14 protein-coding genes are annotated in these 24664 nt (G+C 35.5%); 9 read left to right on the top strand and 5 right to left on the bottom strand.

Features of this window, described 5'->3' with window-relative positions:
• Window positions 1-396: 396 nt before the first annotated feature.
• The 4 genes from ACNQGH_RS21035 to ACNQGH_RS21020 all read right to left on the bottom strand — a co-directional run bounded on the left by ACNQGH_RS21035 (window position 397) and on the right by ACNQGH_RS21020 (window position 8958).
• On the bottom strand, window positions 397-3246 hold the full coding sequence (locus tag ACNQGH_RS21035; RefSeq protein ID WP_417957982.1) for an alpha-amylase family glycosyl hydrolase: 2850 nt from the start codon (window positions 3244-3246) through the stop codon (window positions 397-399).
• 74 nt (window positions 3247-3320) lie between these two features.
• Entirely contained in the window at window positions 3321-4385 is a 1065-nt protein-coding gene (locus tag ACNQGH_RS21030) for a SusE domain-containing protein (protein WP_417957981.1), read from the bottom strand.
• A gap of 23 nt (window positions 4386-4408) precedes the next feature.
• Window positions 4409-6001, bottom strand: coding sequence for a RagB/SusD family nutrient uptake outer membrane protein (locus tag ACNQGH_RS21025; protein WP_417957980.1), 1593 nt, complete (start codon window positions 5999-6001; stop codon window positions 4409-4411).
• Between the two features lie 17 nt (window positions 6002-6018).
• Window positions 6019-8958: a SusC/RagA family TonB-linked outer membrane protein gene (locus ACNQGH_RS21020; RefSeq protein ID WP_417957979.1), complete on the bottom strand. Its 2940-nt coding sequence runs from the start codon at window positions 8956-8958 to the stop codon at window positions 6019-6021.
• A 233-nt stretch (window positions 8959-9191) separates the two neighbouring features.
• Between ACNQGH_RS21020 and ACNQGH_RS21015 the strand changes: the two genes are divergently transcribed.
• The 6 genes from ACNQGH_RS21015 (at window position 9192) to ACNQGH_RS20990 (ending at window position 18808) form a co-directional block, all read left to right on the top strand.
• Window positions 9192-10217 (top strand): LacI family DNA-binding transcriptional regulator, encoded by a 1026-nt coding sequence (locus ACNQGH_RS21015; RefSeq protein ID WP_417957978.1) that lies wholly within the window; start codon window positions 9192-9194, stop codon window positions 10215-10217.
• A 190-nt stretch (window positions 10218-10407) separates the two neighbouring features.
• Window positions 10408-11928, top strand: a complete 1521-nt coding sequence (locus ACNQGH_RS21010; RefSeq protein ID WP_417957977.1) for an MFS transporter — start codon at window positions 10408-10410, stop codon at window positions 11926-11928.
• Window positions 11921-12580 carry a beta-phosphoglucomutase gene (gene pgmB, locus ACNQGH_RS21005; RefSeq protein WP_417957976.1) on the top strand — a complete coding sequence of 220 codons (660 nt, stop codon included), beginning with the start codon at window positions 11921-11923 and terminating at the stop codon, window positions 12578-12580. Before ACNQGH_RS21010 ends, pgmB begins: the two co-directional genes overlap by 8 nt.
• Window positions 12581-12685: 105 nt before the next feature.
• Window positions 12686-14989 (top strand): glycoside hydrolase family 65 protein, encoded by a 2304-nt coding sequence (locus ACNQGH_RS21000; protein ID WP_417957975.1) that lies wholly within the window; start codon window positions 12686-12688, stop codon window positions 14987-14989.
• 230 nt (window positions 14990-15219) lie between these two features.
• Entirely contained in the window at window positions 15220-17025 is a 1806-nt protein-coding gene (locus ACNQGH_RS20995) for a glycoside hydrolase family 13 protein (RefSeq protein WP_417957974.1), read from the top strand.
• A 121-nt stretch (window positions 17026-17146) separates the two neighbouring features.
• Complete coding sequence (locus tag ACNQGH_RS20990; protein WP_417957973.1) at window positions 17147-18808, top strand: alpha-amylase family glycosyl hydrolase; 1662 nt, start codon at window positions 17147-17149, stop codon at window positions 18806-18808.
• Window positions 18809-18880: 72 nt separating this feature from the next.
• Here ACNQGH_RS20990 and ACNQGH_RS20985 read toward each other — a convergent pair whose 3' ends face one another.
• Window positions 18881-21589 carry a M16 family metallopeptidase gene (locus ACNQGH_RS20985; protein WP_417957972.1) on the bottom strand — a complete coding sequence of 903 codons (2709 nt, stop codon included), beginning with the start codon at window positions 21587-21589 and terminating at the stop codon, window positions 18881-18883.
• Window positions 21590-21751: 162 nt separating this feature from the next.
• Here ACNQGH_RS20985 and ACNQGH_RS20980 point away from each other — a divergent pair, with 162 nt between their 5' ends.
• From ACNQGH_RS20980 to ACNQGH_RS20970, 3 genes are all read left to right on the top strand, one after another.
• A complete protein-coding gene (locus ACNQGH_RS20980; RefSeq protein ID WP_417957971.1) occupies window positions 21752-22429 on the top strand; it encodes a glycerophosphodiester phosphodiesterase in 678 nt (225 codons plus the stop codon).
• Window positions 22426-23640: a BaiN/RdsA family NAD(P)/FAD-dependent oxidoreductase gene (locus ACNQGH_RS20975; RefSeq protein WP_417957970.1), complete on the top strand. Its 1215-nt coding sequence runs from the start codon at window positions 22426-22428 to the stop codon at window positions 23638-23640. The genes ACNQGH_RS20980 and ACNQGH_RS20975 overlap by 4 nt, the downstream gene beginning before the upstream one ends.
• A 152-nt stretch (window positions 23641-23792) precedes the next feature.
• Window positions 23793-24542, top strand: a complete 750-nt coding sequence (locus ACNQGH_RS20970; protein ID WP_417957969.1) for a hypothetical protein — start codon at window positions 23793-23795, stop codon at window positions 24540-24542.
• The last annotated feature ends 122 nt before the right edge of the window (window positions 24543-24664 follow it).

The raw sequence follows: 24664 nt of genomic DNA, 5'->3' as shown, positions 1-24664 counted from the left end.
AATTCAATTTGTTTCCGGTTTACCAAAAACGCGCTCCGGAAAAATCATGCGTAGGATCCTTCGCAAAATAGCCGAAGGAGATTATTCTAATTTTGGAGATACCACAACCTTATTAAATCCTGAAATTGTAGAAGAAATAAAAGAAGGGAAGTTGTAAATTTAAGTTTTACCTCTAGTTGAAAACTGTTTCATTTTGTGGAACAGTTTTTTTTTGCGAAAAAGGTTATTTCTGGAAGGCTTTTTCAATTTAGCCTTATTTATTAAACACCTATTCTTAATAAAAAAAGCACAAACGGTGAGCTTTTACAAGAAATCGATTAAATAATTGCGGAATGATTTTATTTAAATATCGAAAAAGCTGTCATTAAGGACAGCTTTTTTATTTAACCATTTTTTCTATATTTTTAAAAACTTCATAACCCGAACTTCGTTGTCCTCATTATACGCTTTTACTATATAAAGTCCTTTATTCAAATCGCTGACAGCATATTGGCACGCCTCGGTCTGAGTTGTATTAAAACTTTTTACCAATTGTCCTGTAATTGAAAAGACCTGAACTTTTGATGTATTTGTATTTAAAGTAAAATAATTCACCGCAGGATTTGGATATAAATAAACACCGTCTTTTTTCTCAAAATTTGCAATTGCTAATGCAGCCACTTTATTCCCATATATTCTGAACTCACCGGCTGGAATAGCTATTGTCGCAGCAACATCAGTAACAGTTATAGATGAATTATCCATCAGGTTGTACCAAGTTCCAGTGTACGGAAAACCAGTGGCTACATTTTTAGTCGCTAAATCAAAATTAGCCAGTATCAGCACATCCTTAAGTTGCGTTGCTGCCAAAGCACTATTGGTAATTTTAATAGCTGGCGTTAATGAAGTACCACTTGACATAGTAGCCGTTCCTAAAAACACTGGTTCATTTATTTTCATAGCAATCATTTTGGCCCAATCGGTATAGATTTTATTTCTACCGGCATCCCCCAGCCAATTATTTACCCACTGTGGCTGTGGTTTTTTGTCCAGTTTGCAATCGCCTGATAAGGTTGCCGAAGAATCATTAATTGTACCATCATTGCAGGTGAAAATAGAATATTCCCATCCTAATTCACCAAAGTGCCAAATCATTTTTGGTCCCGGAACCAATAAAGAAACTGCTCCTAAAGCTGACATTCTGGAAAGCGCAGTTGCCGGCGTTTTTACATTATATCCGTTTAGATTAGCACCATACTGAATGTTTTTATACATCAATCGCTCTTCATCATGACTTTCAGCATAACCCATCACTCTGTTTTTTGCAAATCCATGGCTGACACTGTTCATTCTGGAAATATCATTGTTAGAATTATACCCCATAGTCAATTGATTGTAAGGATCTGTCATTTTACCCCACATCATTATCCCTTTGCTTGGTGTTTCCGCAATTCTATAATTTGCCCATTCCTGTTCCTCCGTATCGGTTCCTAAATGCTCAAAAATGGTATAATGAGTCGGATCCAGACTCCAGGAATAATCCGCATAGTCTTTCAAGATCGCCACTCTGTCTGCCTGATAGCCGTTGGTACAACTTTCATCATTAGCAGTACAATTTTGCGTAAACCCTTTGGTTAAATCCCAACGAAAACCATCAATTTTATATTCTTGGATCCATTGTTTAACTACTCTTTTTACGTAGTTTTTCGTCAAAGCCGAAGCATGATTAAAATCATTCCCTACACTATAACTGTGTTTTGCAACCGTATTGAAATAAGGATTCTCAGTTGAAGGCGAACCCCACCCGTCTCCGTCAGGATCGTTCATCCACATTCTAACCATGGGATTTCTATCAAAAGCATGGTTCAACGCAACATCTAAAATTATAGCAATTCCGTTTTGATGACAGACGTCAATCAATTCCTTCAATTTACTTGAAGTCCCGTAAAACTTATCCAGAGCCATATGAAAAGAAGTGTTATAACCCCAACTTTCATTACCTTCAAATTCCATTACCGGTAATAATTCAATGGCATTTATTTTTAAATTTTTAAAATAATCAATTCTGTCAATTACACTTTGGTAACTTCTACCTGCATCAAAATCCCGTACCAAAAGCTCGTAAACCACCAGTTTTTCTTTTTCTGGTTTTACAAAATTAGTCGTTGCCGTACTCCAGGGATATACCGTTTGTCCTGTTTGTAAAACAGTCACTTCTCTCTCTTGACCTGCAGGATATACCGGAAGAGACGGATAAGATGCCGCCGGAATATAGGGGTCGTCATCTGGCGACAATACTAAAGTAGAATAGGGATCTGCAGTTTTGACCAAAGAGGGTGTCCCGGCAATAGGTGTTGCATCGACAACCCAATATTGATAGGTATAATTTGAACCCGATGTCAATCCGGTTAATTCCAACCAAAACTTACCTGAAGCAGCATCTTTTTTCATCACATAGTTACTATCTGGTTGCCAATTATTAAAACTACCGGCAACATATACAAAATCTTTTAACGGAGCATCAAGAACTAGCGTGGCTTTTGTAGCATCAGCAGCATTATAATTGATTCCGTCCACTAATCCTCCAGGCATTGCTGCACCGATCGTCCCTGGATTAACTATTACACTAAATCTTTTGGTAACAGTAGTACTTCCTTGTGTCACTTCCAATGCATAATTCTGATTGGTTGTTATATTGGCATGAGTATAGCTATAACTGGAAGTACTTAAATTTGTATTTATACTTGTGTCATTTGCTTTTAAGTTATAACTGGCATTTCCGCCTGTATTATTTCCGGCAATAGTAAAACTTGCTCCAGAAGCGATAATCGTAGCGCTATTTTGCACTGGCGTTGTTAAACTTACTTGAAAAGCTCCAACATTAAAAAAAGTATCCGCAGTTTGTAAACTTCCAGCATCATTTCTTAATACCACACAAATTTCTGTAATAGAACTCGTATTTGGAATTCCGAAATAAGTAAATAAATCTGGCGTAAGGTCCAATTTATAACTAGTTCCTGAAACTAATGTTAATGCGGGTTGGGTTGCATTGTTTCCCCAAGTCCCTTTAACATTTTGCCATCTTGTTCCATTTACAGTCAAACCAATATGCGCATATATCGTTCCAGTATATGCAGCTAATGCCGTTCCCGTTTTGTTAAAATTAAGAGTGACTGATCCACTGGCGATCGCAGGTGATGGGGTACTTGTAAATTGCGCAAAACTAACAGCTGATAGTAATAAAAATAATAAAGTAATTTTTTTCATCTCATTTATTTCATTAAATTTAAGTTTATAAAAAAAGGGCTACCCATAAGATAGCCCTTCCAATTTTAAAAAAATTATATTTTTGTAATCGTGTATTTGTAATTTCTAGGAGAACTTAAATCCAAAGTAATTGTATAAGTTCCGGCAGTTACAGTAATATTATCGCCACCATATTCCAAGTGAGAACCATCTGGAGCAGTTTTAAGCTTCCCTAGATTAATATTCCAACCATCATTCGCTCTGAATTTAAATTCCGCTCCTGTTAGTGTTGCAGTTACAGACCATAGTTTTGTAGTTTTATTGTAAGTCATTGGTGTACTGCTATTCCAATCTCCTGCAGTTGCACTACCGATGATTCCCCAGTTAGTTGCAGTAGCTTTGTAAGTTAATTTTTCAGTATCAACCTCTAATCTGTAATAACCCGCAGCAGGAATTTTAAGATTAGCGCCTTTAGGATCCAATGTTCCTACAGTAGTACCAACTCCAAACTCCCCTTTCCATTCCGGGAAACTTGTAAATTTATATTCTGCATTAGCATCATTAAAATTAACATATCCTTCAAAATCTACTTTACCATATCCAGAAGCAGAAAGCTGTGGAGATGTTGCAGGATCCCAATCCTTAGGATATCCCGAAGCTGCTGCATAACCCCCAGGAACCCATAATTTAGGATTTTCAGTAGTGTAAGGAGTTACAACAATTCCAATTACATTAGAATACATTGGAGCCAAACTTCCGGCACTTGATTTTATTCTAACTTCAAATTCGCTCGGAGCAAAAGGAGTTGCTTTTAATAATAAAGCAGCATTATTTAATTGTTCTACAGTTACAGAAACCTGATTTTCAGAAATCACAGAACCTGCAGATTGCGGGGTTTTAAATGCATTTCCTTTTTTGTCCATTTCAACTACATAAGTAATTTGAACATCTCCACCGAAATTTGCTGATTTCCATGTAAAACGTTCTGCTTGCACGGCTGCATTTGCAGGTGTTAGCACATAAGCTGCACCAGCGGTTGGAGCAGTTAATACGGGAGCATCAACTCCCTCAATAACGGGTCTGTCCTGAACATCTTCTACGCTACAAGACAAAGCAACTACTGCGAATAAAGCAATTATTGATTTAGTTATATTTTTCATTTTTATTATTTTTTTATAAATTATTAGTATCCAGGATTTTGTTGTAACTTACTGTTTGAAGCTAAAGCCGTAGCAGGAATAGGGAATAAATCTCTATATGATTGTGTTGGAGATCCTCCAGCAACATTTCCTTTCCAAGGCCATAAATAACTACCACCAGAGAATTTTCCGAAACGAATTAAATCCGTTCTTCTATGTCCCTCCCAATGCAACTCTCTAGCTCTTTCATCAAGAATAAAATTTAAGGTTAAATCTCCTTGACTTACTGTTGCTCCTTTTGCTCTAGTTCGCAATGCATTAACATAAGTAGTCGCAGTCCCTAAGCTTCCTCCTGCACCTCTTACAGCACATTCAGCATACATTAAATAAGCATCTGCCAAACGGAAAACCGGGAAATCTGAATCAGAGAAATTACCTGCTTTATCTGAACCTTGAACGCCATTTTTATCTACATTTCTAAACTTTTGTATCGCATAACCATCTGTAAAAGAACCAATATTTTTGATTTCTTTGGTTTGACCAGCTGTATAAAATTGTCCACGCGTATCCGTAGTGTTTGCATCAAACTTATCAACAAAAGCTGCCGTAGTTCTAATACCACCCCAACCACCATTGATTCCAAAACTTGCAGCATTCATACTACCTCCAACAGGTGCATGAGTTAAGAAAGTGGTGCCGCCATAGGTTTGTGTATGAAGACCATCAAAAGCAATTGCAAATATGAATTCGTTTTGAGCTCCATTTTTATCATTATCCGCAAAAAACAATTGGTTATAATTTGTGTGCAATGAATACGTTGATCCTGTAATTTTTGCAATTAAAGGAACAGCAGCAGCATAGTTATCAGTACCGATATATACTTTTGCATTCATATATAATTTTGCTTGTAACATCCAGGCCGCAGCTTGATCCACGCGATACGCCTCATTTGATTTTGGCGTTTTTAATAATGGAGTAATTGCAGTCAACTCATCATCAACAAATTTGTATAATTCTGCTCTTGTAGCATACTCTGGATAAAAGAAAGTACTGGGAGAATCTTCAGTAACCAAAGAACCACCACCAAACATATCAATTAAATGCCAATACGTCATGGCTCTTAAAAAACGAGCTTCTGCTCTATAAGTTGCGATTTCACCTTTCAAAGTGGCATCTACTCCTCTCCCTGTTAATTTTTCATCAGTAGTTTGACGTAAAAACTCGTTGCAGTTTACAATTTGAAAAGAGTAACGAGCAAAAACAGCCGTTACAAAACGATCCAAAGAAGTCCATGTTTGAGAATGAAGGTCTTTTATTGTTCCGTCATTCCAAGCAATAACTGCTTCATCAGTAGTTAATTCCTGCAACAACCAATATCCTCTAATGTATTGACTTTCTCCTTCGTCAATTCCAGAAATATCTGGAGTCCCCGACGGGCCTGACTGTCCCGAGGTAGCAAACCCTGCGTATAATTTAGCTAGATTTTGCTTGTAGGATTCGGGTGTACTGAAAAACTGGTCACCAGTAACGGCATCACCAGAATCTGGAGCTTGGTTTAAATCACTTGTACACGATGGGAACAACATCACCAACAGTAACAAAGAAATACCCAATAATCTTATTTGTGTCTTTTTCATTTTTCTTGTTATTTGTATTAGAAATTAACGTTTAAACCTAACGTGAAAGTAATTGGTCTAGGATATAAATTTTTGTCTATACCTCCAGAAATTTCCGGGTCTAATCCACTATATTTAGTAATAATCAAAACGTTTTGAGCCGCTAATGTTAATTTTACTAGTGAACTGGAATTTGCTTTTTGATTAAAAGTATACCCTACACTCACATTGTCTAATCTAATAAAAGAAGCATCTTGAATGTAGTAGTCAGATTCATATCTTTTAGTATCCTGAGTAGTAAATCCTGTTTCTAAGATATTAGCAACTCCATTAGACAAATCGGTTTCTCTTAATAAAATATTTTGATAAGAACCTTTATTAGAATCTACGTTGTTGTAATTAAAATTACCCCAAGATCCTCTCCAGCTCATTCCCATATCAAAGTTTTTATAAGTTACACTTGTGTTCAAACCGTAAAAAACGTCAGCAGCTGGTTTATGAAAACGGTATTTATCCTGCTCAGTTATGATTCCGTCTTTATTTCTATCAATATAAACCCCATCAATTGGTTTGCCATCGGCTCCGTATGCTTGCTCATATACATAAAATGAACTTGGCGCATACCCTACCTGATGATTTTGAATTGTGTTTCCAGTTGCACCATCATAACCGCCCACGTTAATACCAGGAGTATTTGGTTGAGTTGTAGTTAATTTAGTGATTTTAGAATCTTGAAAAGTAACATTCCCACCGATTCTCCATTCCAAATCATCTGTACGTACCGGTATAACTTCAGCAGCTAATTCAATACCTTTATTATCAATTGTTCCTACGTTATAATTGTCATAGTTTGAGAATCCAAAGAAAGATGGATTTTGTGTATACAATAATAAATCCTCAGTAGTTCTTTTGTATAAATCAACACTACCACTGATTCTATTGTTAAACAAACCATAGTCAAGTCCTGCATTAACAGTTGTAGTTTGCTCCCATTTTAAGTTACTGTTATAAGGCTGTGGCCTGTAAGTCGTGTAAAATGTATTTCCAATTTGATATTGCGCAGTGCTATTCGAAGCTAAATACAAAGGAATAGAAGGATAACTTACACCAATATCTTGTTGACCTGTTATACCCCAGCCTCCTCTAATTTTCAAAGAAGAAATACTGGTAACATCTTTCAAGAAATTTTCTTCATTCAATTTCCAAGCCACCGCAACTGCCGGGAAATTTGCCCAACGGTTTGCTTCAGTATATCTTGAAGTTCCATCACGTCTGTACGATAAAGTCAATAAGTATTTATCCGCAATAGTAACGTTTGTTCTGGCAAAAAAAGACTGCAAGTTGATACGTGTAGGAGTAAACAACTCTTCAGTCGTTTTGTTATTTTCAAAATTATAAGATGATTTATGTTTTGAATCTCTAAAATCTTGATAAGAATACCCACCTGTCACATCAAACTGCGTATTAATAGATGCTACTTTTTTATTGTAGTTTAAAAACAAATCCATTAATTTATTATTTCTGGCTTCAGTATTATTATAGGTGTTATTGTAACCAGAACCGGGAAGACCATTAAGATAATCTGCATTAGTACCTCCATTACCTGTACCGCTTATTTGATCGTAACCAAAGTTAGCTACTGCTTTCAATTCAGGTAGGAAATGCATTTTATATTCCGTTTGTATGTTTCCAATACTTCTGTAAGAATTACCAAAACTATTTTGTTGTTCTATTAAAGACAGCGGATTTCTATTTGCTAACTGATTAATTTCTGTAGGTGAAGTATACCATTGAAAATAAGTTCCATCAGGATTTTTCACAACTTGCGTTGGGTCAAAGCTAATTGCAGATCCAATTGCACCACTGTTGCTGTAATTACTTTTTATTAACGAGGTATTGTTATTTAATTCTATTTTTAAATGTTTGTCCAAGAAATTTCCTGTAACACCAACACCTAAAGTCGTTCTTTGCATGTTGTCTCTTTTCAAGATCCCATTCAAATTAGCATATCCGACAGAAGCTCTGTAAACCACATTGTCAGATCCGCCGCTTAAAGCAATATTATGATCTGTACCAATAGCAGTTCTGAAAATTTCGTTTTGCCAATCTGTATTAGCAGCGCCAACTAAGGCTTGTTGCGCTGGCGAACCATGAGCGGTAATAAAATCTCTGAATTGAGTAGGCGTCAAAGCATCTACTTTATCAGTGATTTTAGACACTTGAAGCGTTCCATTGTAACTCACTTGCATCTCGCCTGCTTTTCCTTTTTTGGTAGTAATAATAATTACCCCATTCGAAGCACGGGAACCGTAAATAGCAGTTGCCGAAGCATCTTTCAATACTGAAATCGATTCGATATTATTTTGATTGATTGTCGCCAATGGATTTTTACCGCCTTCTACGCCTCCAGCCGCAACCGGAACGCCATCAATAACATATAAGGGGTCATTATTAGCGGATAATGAAGATCCGCTTCTGATTCTTATAGTAGCACCCTCTCCTGGAGAACCGCCACCGTTAATAATCTGCAAACCCGCTACTTTACCTTGAATCATCTGATCCGCAGACGTAACCGGCCCTTTATTAAAATCTTTCGCTGTCAATACAGTCACCGCACCTGTTGCATCTTTCTTTTTAACGGTACCATAACCCACTTGCACTACAACTTCCTTCAGTTGATTTGCATCTTCTTCCAAAGAAACACTTACTATTTTTTGAGAATCAAAATTTACAACAGTATTTTTGTACCCAATAAAAGAAAATACGACTTTATCGCCTTTCTTAACATTTGATAACTGATATTTACCATCAAAATCTGTTGAAACACCATTTGTGGCACCTTGTACATTTACATTTACTCCCGGAATTGGCTGTCCTGACGCTTTGTCAAGAACAACACCATTAATAGTATTCTGAGCAAGAATACTAAAAGGGAGTAACAGTAATAAAAATAACAACTTTTTATAAATTGCTTTCATACTTTTTGTTTAAATTAATTTGAATTTTGGTTGTTTTTTAAGTTTTAATTTTACTTCGAATTTCAAAATTAAGTAAATATTAACACCTCCGACAGAGGCACTTTTTAATTGACTTACGAAAACGTGGTAGTGTTGAAAACTTTGTATTTTATATTGACATTTGCGAAAAAAATTACAATAAATAAAAAATAATCTTACCTTTATTACGAATTGAATAGCAGAACATTATTACCATGAAAAGAAAGGTCACCCTTAAACAAATTGCAAAAGAGCTTGACGTATCCATTTCAACAGTTTCAAAATCGCTTAGAAACAGTCCTGAAATAGGTGAGGAAACGAGACTAAAAGTTCAGGCGTTTGCCAAATTTTACCACTACAAACCCAACAATATTGCCCTCAGTTTAAAAAACAGAAAAACAAAAACTATTGGGATTATCATTCCGGAAATAGTGCACCATTTCTTTTCAACAGTGATTAATGGAATAGAACAGGTTGCAAACGAAAACGGGTACAGCGTCATCATCTGTTTGTCGGACGATTCGTTTGATAAAGAAGTACTTAACATGGAAATGCTTGCCAATGGAAGCATCGATGGATTCATCATGTCTCTTTCAAAAGAAACGCAATTCAAGGGGGATTTTCATCATATTACGGAAGTTATCGATCAAGGAATGCCTGTTGTAATGTTTGACAGGGTTACCAATGAAATTCTTTGTGACAAAGTAATCATAGACGACAAACTTGCCGCTTACGAAGCAGTTCAAAGTTTAATTGATAAAGGAAGAAAAAAAATCGCTCTTGTTACCACTGTTGATTATGTAAGCGTCGGCAAACTTCGAACTGACGGCTACATAAAAGCCCTCTTAGACAATGACATACCATTTGATGAGAACTTAATCATAAAAATTGAAAATGTAGACACCTGCGAAATTACAATTGGAAGATTGCTGGAAGACAAGGCCATTGATGCCGTATTTGCAGTCAACGAACTTTTTGCAGTAACCATAATTAAAACTGCTAATAAAATAGGGCTAAGTGTCCCTAAAGATTTGGCGGTAATTGCTTTTACAGACGGAATCATTTCTAAATACTCTACACCAACCATCACAACGGTAAGTCAAAGCGGAATAAAAATGGGAAATAAAGCAGCAAAAATGCTCATCGAAAGATTAGAAGCAGAACATGACGATGAAGAAGAAGAAAATTATAAAACAGAAGTAATTGAAACCCATTTAATCGAAAGAGAATCTACCAATTAACAAATAACATTATCTAATTAATTCATTACTACAACCTTGTAGTAAACATTATTTCTGTTTATTTGTTTTTAAAAAGTAAAACATTGAAATAAATTTTTATATTTACCCCTCAAAGCTTTTACTTTTACTTCGAAAATAAGATAAGTTTTGATAAGCAAAGCGCTTATCGTATAATAATTAAATTACGATAATGGAAAAGCGTAAATTAAGTTTCTGGCAAATTTGGAACATGAGTTTCGGTTTCCTGGGAATACAATTTGGTTTTGCACTGCAAAACGCAAATACTTCAAGAATTTTTGAAACATTAGGCGCAAAAGTCGATGAAATCCCTATTTTATGGATTGCAGCTCCTGTAACGGGTCTGATCATTCAACCGATAATTGGTTATTTCAGTGATAGAACCTGGACAAAATTAGGCAGACGCAGACCTTATTTTCTGGTAGGTGCTATTCTATCATCTCTGGCTTTATTTATAATGCCCAATTCACCATCATTATGGATCGCCGCAGGAACATTATGGATGATGGATGCCTCTATCAACATTTCTATGGAACCTTTCCGTGCATTTGTCGGCGATAATTTACCCGAAAATCAGCGTACTTTAGGTTTTGCGATGCAGAGTTTTTTCATCGGACTGGGTGCCGTTGTTGGATCTTTACTCCCTTACCTCTTCACCAATGTTTTTGGCGTGAGCAATACCGCGGCGGCAGGAATCATACCTGACTCTGTAAAATGGTCTTTCTATATAGGAGGAATTGTTTTTCTATTGGCTGTATTGTGGACTATTTTTAAATCTACTGAATATTCTCCAGAAGAATTACAGGCTTTTGAACAAAAAGATAAAGACACCAAAGATGCAGCTCCAATTGAAACGGCGTTAGAAGCGAAGGCTAATATCAAAAGACAATTTACTTTAGGATTCCTGATGACCGCATTGGGAAGCGTTATTTCATTTGTAATTTTTGGAAAAGGGCTTAGTAAAGAACTGTATATTTTATTTGTCGGATTAATTGTCATTGGCATTTTATTCATGATTACTTCCTCGCTTAGAAAAGTTCAGATAAAAAATGGGTTCACTATCATCATGACCGATTTACTAAACATGCCTGCCACGATGAAAAAATTGGCTTGGGTTCAATTCTTTTCCTGGTTTGCGCTTTTCTCCATGTGGATCTACACGACTCAGGCAGTTACGCAACATATTTTTGGAACAACTGATACAACTTCAAAAATATACAATGACGCTGCTGACTGGGTATCAGTACTTTTCACCGTTTATAATGGAGTGGCCGCTGCTGTCGCTTTTCTATTGCCTGTAATTGCAAAAAAAGTAGGAATCCGATCCACACATTTACTGGCATTGTGCTCCGGTGGTTTGGGTCTGCTTTCCATTTATTTTATTGGAGACAAATATTTATTGCTACTTCCAATGATAGGAGTCGGTATCGCATGGGCAAGCATTTTATCAATGCCTTACGCTATGCTATCAGGCGCACTACCCGCTGCAAAAATGGGATATTACATGGGAGTTTTCAACTTTTTTGTAGTTATTCCTCAAATTGTCGCTGCAACGATCCTTGGTTTTGTTGTCAAGCAATTTTTTCAAAATGAACCTATTTACGCATTATTAATTGGCGGAGTATCCATGATCTTTGCCGGTTTACTTACACTTAGAGTAAACAACAGAACAAAAATTGAAATTCATGAATAATAAAAAAGCATTCATATTTGACCTTGATGGTGTGATTGTAGACACAGCAAAATACCATTATTTAGCTTGGCAAAAAATCGCAAATGAATTAAATATTGATTTTACACTGGAACATAACGAATTATTAAAGGGAGTCAGCCGCGTTCGTTCTTTGGATATTATATTAGAATTAGGAAAGGTGGAAGCCTCTCAGGAAGACAAGGACAAATGGTTGGTTCAAAAAAATGAGGATTATTTATCCTATTTGGTTGACATGAACGAGAGTGAAATTCTTCCGGGTGTCTTTCGAGTTTTGAAATTCCTAAAAGAAAAAGGCCAACCCATTGCTTTGGGTTCCGCCAGCAAAAATGCCAGACCAATTCTAGATAAGACAGGAATACTAGACTATTTTGATGTTATTGTAGATGGAAATGATGTTATGAATGCGAAACCAGATCCAGAAGTTTTTCTGATTGCAGCTAAATTATTGCATATTAATCCACAAGACGCTATTGTTTTTGAAGATTCAGTTGCAGGGGTGCAGGCGGCTAATATTGGAAAAATGACCAGTATAGGAATTGGCGAAGAGGCTATCCTACATGAAGCAAAATACATATTTAAAGATTTTACAGCAATAGACACGAACTTCATAGAAGATTTAATTAAAAAATAAAAAAGACAGAGTAAAAAAAGCATGAGATTGGATAAACTGTGGTAAAGCCCAGCAATTCTAAACTTCTCAACCTTACACTTTTTAAACTTTAACAAAAGGAAAGAAATGAACCAAGATTATATAAAACCAGACAATTGGTCTATCATAGAAGAAGGATTTGACAGAGAGTGTGTGAAATCATCTGAAAGTCTGTTCAGCATTGGCAACGGGGCGATGGGGCAACGTGCTAACTTTGAAGAAAATTATACTGGAGAAACCTTCCAGGGAAGTTATATTGCAGGAATCTATTATCCGGATAAAACTAAAGTGGGCTGGTGGAAAAACGGTTATCCAGAATATTTTGCCAAGGTTTTGAATGCTCCAAACTGGATTGGAATTGATATCGAAATCAACGGAGAAAAATTGGATTTGAATACCTGTTCACAAGTCAAAAACTTTCGTCGTGAACTGAACATGAAAGAAGGTTGGTACAATCGTTCTTTTGAAGCTACTTTGAAAAACGGAACTGAAATTTCCGTAAATATCCGTCGTTTTCTTTCGCTAATTCTAGATGAAGTTGGGGTTATCAATTACGAAATCATCCCTCTAAACAAAGACTCAAAAATAATTTACAAACCGTATATCGACGCTGGTGTAACCAATGAAGACGCGAACTGGGAAGAAAAATTCTGGGAACCTCTTGATATAAAAAAATCAGGAAATGAAGCTTTTGTTACCGCTCAAACCTTTAAAACGCACTTTAAGGTAACCACCTTTATGCAGAACAGCATTTTATACAATGGTGAAAAAACTGCCATTTCTCCTTCAAATATTGATGCGAATTCAAATAAAATTCAATTTAGTTACGATGTTATTGTGGCTCAGGGTCAAAAATCATCTATCCAGAAAATTGGTGGTTATACGGTCTCACTGAATCATGAAAACACTGTTACCGCTGCCGAAAAAGTAATCCAATCAGCATTAGCAAAAGGATACAACGAAATGCTACAAGATCAAATTGATGCCTGGGCAAAAATTTGGAAAATGTCAGATATTACAATTGATGGCGATGTAAAAGCACAACAAGGAATTCGGTTCAATATTTTTCAATTAAATCAAACCTATTTAGGAAAAGACAGCCGATTGAATATCGGACCAAAAGGGTTTACAGGTGAAAAATACGGAGGATCCACGTATTGGGATACTGAAGCCTATTGTATTCCTTTTTATATGGCAACCAAAGATCAGGAAGTGGCGAGAAATTTGTTGACCTACCGCTACAATCAATTGGATAAAGCCATTGAAAACGCTGCCAAATTAGGATTTACCAACGGCGCTGCTTTGTATCCAATGGTAACAATGAATGGCGAGGAATGTCACAACGAATGGGAAATTACCTTTGAAGAAATTCATAGAAACGGAGCCATTGCATTTGCCATTTATAACTTTTACAGATACACAGGCGATTACAGTTATATTCCTGAAAAAGGACTGGAAGTACTAATAGGAATTGCTCGTTTTTGGCATCAAAGAGCCAACTTCTCGACTCATTTAAACCAATATGTGCTTCTTGGAGTTACGGGTCCGAATGAATATGAAAACAACGTAAACAATAATTTCTACACCAATTATATTGCAAAATGGTGTTTGGAATATACCCATGAACAAATTCAGAAAGTATCCCTAGAATATCCTTCGGATCACAAAAGAATTACCGAAAAAGTAAAAATTTCGGATGCTGAATTACAGTCCTGGAAAAAAGTCTCGGATAATATGTACTTCCCTTTTTCTGAAGAGCATAATATTTACTTACAACAAGACGGTTTCTTAGACAAAGAATTAGTACGAGTAGCTGATTTAGACAAAAGCCAAAGACCAATCAATCAAAAATGGTCCTGGGACAGAATTTTGCGTTCGCCCTATATCAAACAAGCCGATGTCTTACAGTGTTTCTATTTCTTCGAAGATCATTTTTCCAAAGAAGAACTAAAAAATAATTTTGAATTTTACGAATCCTTTACGGTTCATGAAAGTTCACTTTCTCCTTGTGTACACTCCATTCAAGCCGCTTTATTGGACAAAATGGATATGGCGTATATGTTCTATCTGAGAACCTCGCGTCTTGATTTAGATGATTATAATAAGGAAGTGGAAGAAGGTTGCCATATTACATCCATGGCAGGAACTTGGATGAGTATCGTAGAAGGTTTTGGCGGAATGAGAATTAAAGAAGACCAACTTCATTTTTCTCCAAAAATCCCAAAAGAATGGAACGGATATTCCTTTAAAATCAACTTTAGAAATCAAATTCTGAAAGTGGACATTAATCATAAGGAAACAATCTTTTCAATAAACGGCAGCAAAGAATTAGCGATAATAGTGAATGGCAAGAATGTAGTTGTTAGCGCTGAAAATGCAGTTACAGTATAAAAGACAATTGTTAGAACTTGTAGTTACTCTATCATTGCCTTAAGCCTCGGCTTACAAAACAATCCCAATAAACATTGGGATTGTTTAATTGATAAGGGTTTCTAAAATCCAGTTTTTCCGTTGTTGTAAATTTAATGTCAATGAAATACAATTTAATAATGAATAAAATCGGTACATTACCCTTCATTAATAGGAGCTTTCTAAAAAAAATAACCTTATTCCTTCTTTTTATGTCTTTATCATTAAACGCTCAAATTCAAAGAGTCGAACCACCTTTTTGGTATGCTGGCATGAAAAATCCAGAATTACAAATTCTGTTTTATGGTAAAAATATTGCACAATATCAAGTTTCAGTATCCGATGCAATAAAAATCACAAATGTTAAAAGGACAGAGAATCCCAACTACATATTTGTCACCATTGATACAAAAAAAGTATTGGTATCTGATTTAGTTTTTACTTTCAGAAATAACAATAAAGAATCGTTCACTCAAAAATATGCTTTAAAGAAAAGGAGGGATCATTCGGCTCAACGCAAAAGCTATGATGCTTCTGACATGATGTACTTGTTGATGCCGGATCGTTTTGCAAATGGAAACAGGAACAACGATAGTGAAGACGCAACCACAGAAAAATCCAACCGTGCTTTACCCGGAGGAAGACACGGTGGAGACATTGAAGGGATTATAAAAAACCTAGATTACATTGCTTCACTTGGAGCAACAACGATATGGAGCACACCACTTTGTGAAGACAATGATGCTGCTTTTTCATATCATACTTATGGTCAATCTGATGTCTATAAAATAGATCCCCGTTACGGGACAAATGAAGATTATGTACGATTGTCTTCTGAAATGCATAAGAAAAACATGAAATTGGTAATGGATTATGTGACCAATCATTGGGGAATTGAACATTGGATGATGAAAGATCTGCCCACACGAGAATGGATCAACCAGTTTGAACATTACACCCAAACCAACCACAAAAGAACCGTTATTAACGACACCCACGCGTCTAAAATTGATACAGTAACATGCCTGAATGGTTGGTTCGCCCCATCGATGCCGGATTTAAACTTATCGAATCCTTTGGCTTTAAAATACTTGATTCAAAATGCTATTTGGTGGATTGAATATGCTGACCTGGACGGATTTAGAGTGGACACTTATAATTACTCCGATCCAAATGGAATTGCTAAATGGACCAAATCGGTTACTGATGAATATCCAAATTTTAATATTGTAGGTGAAGTCTGGATGCAAAGTCAAGCACAAATATCGTATTGGCAAAAAGACAGCCCAATAAGTAAAATACAAGGTTACAATTCCAATTTACCAACGGTGATGGATTTTACATTATTTGAGGCAACCGCTAAAGTATTCAATGAAGACGACGGTTCTTGGGACAAAGGAATGATAAAATTGTATGACAATTTTACCAATGACTTTCTCTATCCAAATACCAATAATATGCTGATTTTTGTTGAAAATCATGATACCAATCGTTTTAATGAGACTTACGGGAATGATATCAGAAAATACAAAATGGCAATGGCTTTGATTGCAACGGTTCGCGGAATTCCACAATTGTATTACGGTAGTGAAATTGGCATGACTGGTGACAAGGGCAAGGGTGATGCTGATATTCGTCAAGATTTTCCGGGTGGTTGGCAAGGTGATGAGAATAACGCTTTTATAAAAGAAGGAAGAACTCCGGGACAAAGTGAATATTTTGATTATACCTCAAAATTATTTAATTGGAGAAAAACAAAGCCGGTTATTCATTTTGGAAAAATGACACACTATATCCCGGAAAACAATGTGTATGTTTATTTTAGACACCATACGGATGAAAGTGTTATGGTTTTAATAAACAACAGCAATGAAACCCATACCATAAACACGCACCGTTTTAAAGAAAACATCAAAGATTTTAAAACGGGTAAGGATGTGATTTCTGAATTAACATTCAATATTACAAACGAAATAATAATTGAACCTAAATCGGTTTTGATTTTAGAATTGAAATAAAAATTTCATTATCGGCATTAAAAAAGTTCGAAGATTTAAATACTAAACAAATCTTTGTGAAACAGTCTGTGCTTTTTTCAAAAGCAATGAAACAAATAACCAATCATTAAAATTCAAATAAATGAAAAAATATTTAATTCTATTTTCACTAATAAGTACGGCTATTTTAACGAGTTGCACCACTGCAAAAAGGGTTTCTGAGCGTAACAAAAATAAAACCCAATTTGTTTGGGAAGGGGCCAATGTCTATTTTCTAATGACCGATCGTTTTAATAATGGAGACCCCTCAAATGATGTTGCATTCAACAGAACCAAAACACCAGGAAAACTTCGTGGATTTGAAGGTGGTGACATCAAAGGAATTTCAAAAAAAATTGACGAAGGCTATTTTGACAAACTGGGAATCAATGCCATTTGGTTTACACCGATAGTGGAACAAATTCACGATGGTGTAGATGAAGGAACGGGTTTAAGTTACGGTTTTCATGGGTATTGGGCCAGAGATTGGACGAACTTAGATCCTAATTTTGGCACAAAAGAAGATTTGGCTGCCTTAGTAGAAAAAGCGCATGCACACGGAATCAGAATTATTCTTGACGGTGTCATCAATCATACCGGACCAGTAACCCCAATCGATACAGTTTGGCCAAATGAGTGGGTAAGAACCGGACCAGCCTGCGATTATAAATCCTTCGCAAACACTACCGCCTGTACTTTAGTAGCGAATCTTCCGGATGTAAAAACAGAGCGCAATCAAAATGTGGATTTACCTCCATTTTTAATCGAAAAATGGAAAAAAGAAGGCCGTTACGAACAAGAAATTAAAGAATTGGATGCGTTTTTTGCCCGTACAGGATATCCAAGAGCCCCAAAATACTATATTATTAAATGGCTGACGGATTATATTACTGATTATGGCATTGACGGTTATAGAGGCGATACCGTAAAACACACTGACGAAACCGTTTGGGCTGATTTCAAATCACAATGCAACTATGCTTTTGAAACCTGGAAGAAAAACAACCCTGCAAAAGCATTGGACAGTAATTCTTTTTATACCATTGCTGAAGTGTATAACTATGGCATCAGCGCCGGACAAATTTTTGATTTTGGTGACAAAAAAGTAAACTATTACAAAAATGGATTCAATAACATGATCAATTTCGAATTCAAATGGGATGCTCAAAAAGACTATGAATTTATATTCTCTAAATATTCAAACGCATTGAACGGTGAACTAAAAGGATTCAGTGTTTTAAACTATTTATCGTCACACGATGATAGTAGCCCTTTTGATGCAAAACGTACCAAAAGCAAAGAGGCGGCTACAAAATTGTTGTTGAGTCCCGGACTTTCACAAGTATATTATGGAGATGAGTCCGATCGCTCTCTGGCAGTTGAGGGAACTCAAGGAGATGCTACGCTGCGTTCATTTATGAACTGGGACGCTATTAAGACGAATCCTGAAACACAAAAAACAGTACTGCATTGGCAAAAATTAGGCCAATTCAGAAGAAACCATCCTTGTGTTGGAGCAGGAATTCACAAACAACTTTCTGCCGGGCCGTATACTTTTAGCAGAACTTTTACAAAAGGGGATTATTCAGATTCTGTAGTCATTGGACTGGATTTGCCGATTGGTAAAAAAGAAATTACCGTCGGTTCCGTTTTTAAAGATGGTATTAAAGTAAGAGATGGATATTCGGGAAAAACAGGAATTGTTTCTGATGGAAAGGTTTCATTTGACACTAATTTTTCATTATTGTTAATTGAAAATCAGTAACTCTCGGAGTTTTTATAAAAAAAGAAGTTGTGTAAAATTTCACACAACTTCTTTTTTTATGAAAAACAAATCTTATTTTTTGGTAAAATCTCCTGCGTAAATTAGTACTAACTTTTTCATATCAAAATATTTCCTCAAAGCTGCATTCACTTTTTCTACATCCAACGCCTTTACTTTGTTTTCGTAATCTTTATAATCACTAAAGGTTTTATTCTGATCTAAATATTCTCTTAATTGTCGCACTAAAAATTCATCTGTCCCAAGCATCGTTTGTCGTTGTTGCAACCAAGATTTTAACGAAGCGTCGAACTCCACTTTTGTAAACCCTTTATCCAATGCTTTCTGAATTTCATCTTTCAAAGCATGGTCTAATTTATCTTTAAACAAGGGATTGAAGAAGGCGTAAATGCCCCAACTACCCGTCTTGTCAATACCACTTCCTGAAACAAAAGAGCCCGCACCATAACTCATCCCCTCCGCTTCCCGCAACCTTTGTGGTATTCTGGAAGAAAGGAAACCACCTCCAAGCAATTCATTTGCCATATCAACAGCCGGATAATCCGGCTCATTCATACCAATATTCAAATTGATTTTCCCAATAACAGCAGCATTGGTTTTATCATTGACCTGAATGGTTTTTTCCAACGATTTTACATCAAAATATTGAGTTGCAATTCTTGAATAAAGCTCTTTTGGGTTCCAATTATCCAAAGTTTTAGGCATAAATTCTTTGATACTTTTTTTATCGATCCCACCTACAAATGAAATGATACTATTATTTCCGTTATAGAAATCTTCGTAATATTTTTTCACGTCATTTAGTGTAATTTTACTTAATTCCGCTAATTCTTCATCAACTGTTTTTGAATAATAGGGATGCGATTTAGGATACAATGCCGTTTCTTTTTCAACAGCTTCACTAGCTAGTGATTGTGGTTCATTTTTGGAGGACTCCAACGCACTTTTAGTTTCTAATTTCATCTTTTCAAATTCAGAAGCATCAAATAATGGATTCCTTAAAATATCATCAACAAGAATTAAAGCTTTATTTAAATTTTCTTTATCAGTACTCATTCTCAGATACATCCTATCTACCGTTGCCTGTAAACTCAAATTAATTTTATATTGATCTAACTGGTCATTAATATCACTTTTACTTCTTGTTTTTGTGCCTAATTTAAGCATTTTGGCAGTTAAGTCAGCTATTAGACTTTTCCCTTCCAGTGCTTTCTCATTTCCTACCCGAAGCATTATTCGAGCTTCAATTTTATTTCCTTTTGAAGGTTTTTCAAGCAAGGCATATTTTCCTCCTGAAACTAACTTTCCTATTTCTACCGCTTTCAAAATATTGTCGACCGAAGTTTCAAAAGTCGCCTTATTCACCTCTAAAGTTTTACCTTTATATGTTTTTGTCAGCGCTGCAATATCAGGAGTATCGCTTACTTTTACACGTTCTGTATTATTTTCAGGTATGAATCTTCCCCAAGTCCTGTTGCTTTGTATATAATATTTTTTGGCAACATTTTGAATGTCTACAAGTGTCAATTTTTCAACATTATCTCTATCAATAAAGAATAAACGCCAATCTCCGGCACCAATATCTTCTGTCAATGCAATACTTAAATTAATGGTTTTATTGTAGGTGTTTTCAAATTGTTTCAACAATTCGTTTTTAGCTCTTTTTAAATCATCTTCGGTGAAAATCATTTTTGGAACGGTATTCATCGTCTGAAGAAAAACATTTTGAGCTGTTGTCAAATCCTTGTCTTTCGGAATTTCACATTGAAAATAACTAAAACCAGGATCTCGTAACGTTCTGGTATAGCCATAAACACTGGTGGCAAGTTTTGTTTCAACCAAAGCTTTATATAAAGCACCGGAAGGATTATTTGAAAGAATTGAAATCAAAGCATTGTTTGCCGCAAATTCTTTGTCCGAAAAACTAGGGGTATGATATGCCATTGCAACATACTGAATATCGCCGTTTCTTTTTAACTCAACAAAACGCTCCCCATCTTGTGCTGGTTCAACAGTATAAGTTGGTTCTATAATTTGTTTTAATTTCGGGATAATCGCAAAATATTTTGAAATCAAACCTAATGTTTTCTTTTCATCAAATTTCCCTCCGACAATTAGTATCGCATTATTGGGTTGATAATATTTTTTGTAGAACTTTTTAAGAGAAGATGCCCTAACTCTTTCAATATCCTCCTTACTTCCTATAGTTGAATTCCCGTAATTATGCCATAAAAAAGCAGATGAAATAATCCTTTCCTCCAGAACACCTGAAGGAGAGTTCTCCCCTATTTCAAACTCATTTCTAACCACCGAAAATTCAGTATCCAAATCCGATTGCAAAATAGAAGAGGTTACCATTCTGTCCGCTTCCATTTCTAAAGCCCAATTTAAGTTATCGTCAGTCGCAGGAAGAATTTCATAGTAATTTGTTCTGTCACTCCAAGTTGTCCCATTGGCTATTGCCCCTTTATCGGCAATCGCTTTTTTAATTTCACTAAATTTTGACGAACGTTTGAACAACATGTGCTCCAATAAATGGGCCATTCCGGTTTCACCATATCCCTCGTGTCTTGAACCTACATTATAAACAATGTTTACAATTACATTAGATTGTGCTGCATCAGGAATCAAAAGAATTCTAAGCCCATTTGGCAAATTATATTCTTTTATCCCTTCAACCGAAGTAACCAATTTTGGAATTTGAGCAAAACTTGTCCCTAGAAATAATCCTATAAAAAGAATCGACAAAATGGCTTTTTTCATAAATAACTGTGTTTAAGTTGGTTTAAAAACAATATTTTTTGGATTTTTATGTAAATATCCTATTTTTCTTTCATTAAAACATTATTTTTTATAAAAAAAAACAAACGTTTTTAAAGCTTTAACTTAAAAAATTGTTCTTTTTTTGTAATGAAAAAACATCCCATGAAAAAGATTGGTCATCGAGGCGCTAAAGGCTATGAGCCGGAGAACACATTCATTTCCTTCCAAAAAGCATTAGACATGCAAGTGGATGGAATTGAACTCGATGTACATGTGAGTGCTGATGGGGAATTAGTGGTTATCCATGATGAAACGGTTGACCGAACGACCAATGGGAAAGGTTTTGTAAATAAACTATCTTTGCGCGAATTGAGGGCTTTTCGAATTGACGACAAACACGAAATTCCAACACTCAAAGAAGTAATTGACTTAGTAAACCAAGATTGTTTTATCAATATTGAACTAAAAAACTATGATGCAGCGGAGAAAGTTGTTTCGCTCATTGAAAAATATGTTGCTAAAAAAGGATGGAAATACGACCGTTTTTTAGTTTCCAGTTTTGATTGGAATGCCTTGCAACAAGTGGCATTTTTGAATGATAAAATTCCAATTGGCGTTTTAACAGAAACAAATTTAGATTTAGCGCTGGCTTTCGCTAAATTTATTCAGGCAAAATCCGTTCACCCTCATTTTCATTTATTGACAAAGGAAAATACGGCACAAATACAAGAAAAGGGATTGCAGGTTTTCCCTTGGACAATCAATGAAACAGAAGACATTCAAAAAATAAAAGCATTCAATGTAAACGGAATCATCACTGATTTCCCAAATAGAATATGAATCAAAATTTCGACATAATAATAGTAGGCGGTGGCGCAGCAGGATTTTTTACGGCAATTAATATTGTGGAGAAAAATCCGAAATTAAAAGTAGCCATTCTGGAACGTGGTACAGAAGTACTAAACAAAGTTCGTATTTCCGGTGGTGGAAGATGCAACGTGACGCACGCTTGTTTTGAACCTAATGAATTGGTGAAGTTTTATCCGCGTGGCGAAAAAGAATTACGAGGCCCTTTTCATCAGTTTTGTTCTGGCGATACAATTGAATGGTTTGAGAAACATGGGGTAGAACTAAAAATTGAAGCCGACGGACGCATGTTTCCAGTTTCAAATTCATCACAAACTATCATCGATTGTTTCCTGAAAACAACACAAAAATTGGGAATTGCCGTTCTGACAGGACAAAGCGTGCAATCCATTTTTAAGAAAGACAATCTATGGAAAATAGAAACCCAAAGTGAAAACTATCTTTCCGAAAAATTAATTCTGTCCACGGGCAGCAATCCTAAAGTATGGCAAATGCTGCACAATTTCGGACATGCTATTGTCAGTCCAGTCCCCTCTTTATTCACTTTTAATATAAAAGACCCGAGAATAAAAGAATTGCCAGGCGTTACTGCTCATGTTACCGTAAAAGTAAAAGATACCAAACTCACCTCAACAGGACCCTTGCTAATCACACATTGGGGAATGAGCGGCCCTGCGATTTTGAAATTATCCGCTTGGGGAGCCCGCATCTTGCATGACAAAAATTATCAGTTCACCATTTTTGTAAATTGGTTAAATGATATTGATACCGAAGCTGCCGAAAAAACCTTAAAAGAGTTAAAACAAGAACACGCCAAAAAATCAGTTTCTAAAAAATCACCATTCGAACTAACAAACCGGTTATGGGAAAGTTTGGTTCTAGCATCAGGGATTGAATCTGAAACGAAATGGGCCGATTTATCTAAAATTCAATTACAAAATCTAGCAAGTCAATTAACCAACAGCACTTTTCAAGTGAATGGAAAAAGCACGTTTAAAGAGGAGTTTGTAACCGCGGGAGGAATCGATTTAAAGGAAATCAACTTCAAAACGATGGAAAGTAAATTGCATGAAAATTTATATTTTGCAGGCGAAATTGTAAATATAGATGCGATTACCGGTGGATTTAATTTCCAGAACGCATGGACGAGCGGGTTTATTGTGGCAAACGCTATCTCCATCTAGTTATCCGGTTTTCAATCACAAATAAACTCAGATAATTCAAACAATTAACCCTTTAATGAAGAAAAAATTATCTTTTGATTAACATTAATTTATAAGATATTTCGCAATATCACAAAACATATTTGAATATGTTTGCCTATAAATTATTGCAAATGAATAAATTATATTTTTTACTACTATTGTTTTTTTTACTGGTTCAATCTGGCTTTTCCCAAACTGAAAAATTAATTATCGGTAGGGTTTTACATGAAAATTTTCCTGTTGAAAAAGTTGAAGTGGCTACTACTATTTCTAAGAAAACCACAATTACTAACGCTGCTGGTGAATTCTCCATAGTAGTAAAGATGGGTGACGAACTCATTTTTATTTCAAAAAACCATGAGACCAAAAAAATCGTAATAGATCAGAACACCATAGCAAAAAACAATCTTATTATTTCATTAACCCTTAAGCCAGAACAATTAGACGAAGTAGTAATTACAAAAATGTCTTCTGTTCGACTAAGCACAGACAAAGCTTATGAACAAGGAATGCTGGATAAATTAACTTTAGAAAAAGCTGCCAATACTCCAAAAATCCTTGGGGTTTACAAAGGAACCATTGAAAACCCGATGGATTTTATGCGCATCGGAGGAATGATTTTAGGTTTATTCGCAAAAGGGAAAGAGAAAACTGAAAAAAATATTCCTGAAATTGAATTCACAGCTTTGGCAAAAAGCAGCTATAATCATCAATTTTACATCAAAAACTTAAAGTTAACCCCAGACGAAATAGACCTTTTCCTTCAATTTTGTGGTGCAGATCCTAAATCAAAAACGCCATCACAAAATGATAGTATTTTATCGATAATGGATTTTTTGTTTGCAAAAAACATTGAATTTAAGAAGCTAAAGACTTTATAAAATAATCGAGTTACTTACTTAATCACTACGATTTGTTTCCAGCCCCGATGCGGATGTGAGACTAATCGTTTGAATATATTATCAAAAATAGAATCTTTGTAAATTGACCTATTCAGCCGATA

This window comes from Flavobacterium kochi, assembly GCF_048286715.1.
Classification (GTDB): Bacteria; Bacteroidota; Bacteroidia; order Flavobacteriales; family Flavobacteriaceae; genus Flavobacterium.
The sequence above is the reverse complement of the archived record's forward strand: the minus strand, read 5'-3'. Positions and strand labels throughout refer to the sequence as shown.

Excerpts from the sequence above, each read along its gene's own strand:
- ACNQGH_RS21035 (WP_417957982.1), bottom strand. The coding sequence starts at position 3,246 with ATGAAAAAAATTACTTTATTATTTTTATTACTATCAGCTGTTAGTTTT.
- ACNQGH_RS21030 (WP_417957981.1), bottom strand. The coding sequence starts at position 4,385 with ATGAAAAATATAACTAAATCAATAATTGCTTTATTCGCAGTAGTTGCT.
- ACNQGH_RS21025 (WP_417957980.1), bottom strand. The coding sequence starts at position 6,001 with ATGAAAAAGACACAAATAAGATTATTGGGTATTTCTTTGTTACTGTTG.
- ACNQGH_RS21020 (WP_417957979.1), bottom strand. The coding sequence starts at position 8,958 with ATGAAAGCAATTTATAAAAAGTTGTTATTTTTATTACTGTTACTCCCT.
- ACNQGH_RS21015 (WP_417957978.1), top strand. The coding sequence starts at position 9,192 with ATGAAAAGAAAGGTCACCCTTAAACAAATTGCAAAAGAGCTTGACGTA.
- ACNQGH_RS21010 (WP_417957977.1), top strand. The coding sequence starts at position 10,408 with ATGGAAAAGCGTAAATTAAGTTTCTGGCAAATTTGGAACATGAGTTTC.
- pgmB (WP_417957976.1), top strand. The coding sequence starts at position 11,921 with ATGAATAATAAAAAAGCATTCATATTTGACCTTGATGGTGTGATTGTA.
- ACNQGH_RS21000 (WP_417957975.1), top strand. The coding sequence starts at position 12,686 with ATGAACCAAGATTATATAAAACCAGACAATTGGTCTATCATAGAAGAA.
- ACNQGH_RS20995 (WP_417957974.1), top strand. The coding sequence starts at position 15,220 with ATGTCTTTATCATTAAACGCTCAAATTCAAAGAGTCGAACCACCTTTT.
- ACNQGH_RS20990 (WP_417957973.1), top strand. The coding sequence starts at position 17,147 with ATGAAAAAATATTTAATTCTATTTTCACTAATAAGTACGGCTATTTTA.
- ACNQGH_RS20985 (WP_417957972.1), bottom strand. The coding sequence starts at position 21,589 with ATGAAAAAAGCCATTTTGTCGATTCTTTTTATAGGATTATTTCTAGGG.
- ACNQGH_RS20980 (WP_417957971.1), top strand. The coding sequence starts at position 21,752 with ATGAAAAAGATTGGTCATCGAGGCGCTAAAGGCTATGAGCCGGAGAAC.
- ACNQGH_RS20975 (WP_417957970.1), top strand. The coding sequence starts at position 22,426 with ATGAATCAAAATTTCGACATAATAATAGTAGGCGGTGGCGCAGCAGGA.
- ACNQGH_RS20970 (WP_417957969.1), top strand. The coding sequence starts at position 23,793 with ATGAATAAATTATATTTTTTACTACTATTGTTTTTTTTACTGGTTCAA.